This is a genomic window from Rhodopseudomonas sp. BR0C11, from assembly GCF_010820945.1.
In the GTDB taxonomy this organism is placed as follows: Bacteria; Pseudomonadota; Alphaproteobacteria; order Rhizobiales; family Xanthobacteraceae; genus Rhodopseudomonas; species Rhodopseudomonas palustris_H.
In genome coordinates this window covers 1-1134 of the sequence record NZ_QTKI01000729.1, presented here as the reverse complement: position 1 = coordinate 1134, position 1134 = coordinate 1, and the positions used below count along the sequence as shown (strand labels likewise).

Here is a 1134-nt window from a genome sequence, read left to right as displayed (position 1 = left end):
CACGCAGGCGCTGCGGGTAAAGCCGGGCAGTCCGCAGGTCAAGCTCACGGTCGGCAAGGATTGGGGCTCGGGCGCCTATGTCGTCACGACGCTGCGCCGGCCGCTCGACACCGCCGCGCAGCGGATGCCGGGCCGTGCGATCGGCCTGAAATGGTTCGGCATCGACAAGGCGGCACGCACGCTGTCGGTCGAGCTGTCGCCGCCGGCCTTGGTGCGGCCGTCGACGACGCTGAAACTGCCGGTCCGGCTCGGCGGGCTGTCGCCCGGCGAAGACGCCAAGATCGTGGTCGTCGCGGTCGACGTCGGCATCCTCAATCTCACCGGCTACAAGCCGCCGGCACCGGACGTGTACTATCTCGGCCAGCGCCGGCTCAGCGCGGAGATCCGCGACCTCTATGGCCAGCTGATCGACGGCATGCAGGGCGCGCGTGGCCAGATCCGTTCCGGCGGTGACTCCTCCGCGGCCGAGCTGCAGGGCAGCCCGCCAACGCAGAAGCCGCTGGCGCTGTATTCCGGCATCGTCACCGTGGCGGCCGATGGCACCGCGACGATCGACTTCGACATTCCCGAATTCGCCGGCACCGCGCGGGTGATGGCGGTGGCGTGGACCGCCACCAAGGTCGGCCGCGCCAACACCGATGTCACGGTGCGCGATCCGGTGGTGCTGACCACGACGCTGCCGCGCTTCCTGCGCAACGGCGACCGCGGCACCATGGCGTTCGACCTTGACAACGTCGAAGGCGCCGCGGGCGACTACACCATCAAGGTCAGCGCCAGCGGTCCGGTGAAGCTGAGCGGCGAGGCGGCCACCACGATGAAGCTCGCCGCCAAGCAGCGCGGCTCGGCCAAGCTGATGCTGGACGCCGGTGGCGCCGGCACGGCTGCGCTCGATGTCGCGATCCAGGGGCCGAACGGCCTGTCGCTGGCGCGGCACTATGCGCTCGACGTCCGTCCCGCCAACCAGACCCTGGCGCGGCGCTCGATCCGGACGCTCGCCAAGGGCGACAGCCTGACGCTGACCTCCGACATGTTCTCCGACCTGGTGCCGGGCACCGGCGGACTGTCGCTGTCGGTCAGCATGTCGACGGCGCTCGACGCCGCCACCATCCTCAAGGCGCTCGACCGCTATCCGTT

At 70.4% G+C, this 1134-nt stretch carries 1 protein-coding gene; it reads left to right on the top strand.

The features are described 5' to 3' along the window. On the top strand, window positions 1-1134 hold a 1134-nt coding region (locus tag DYI24_RS26940; protein WP_283810913.1), incomplete at both ends, for an alpha-2-macroglobulin family protein.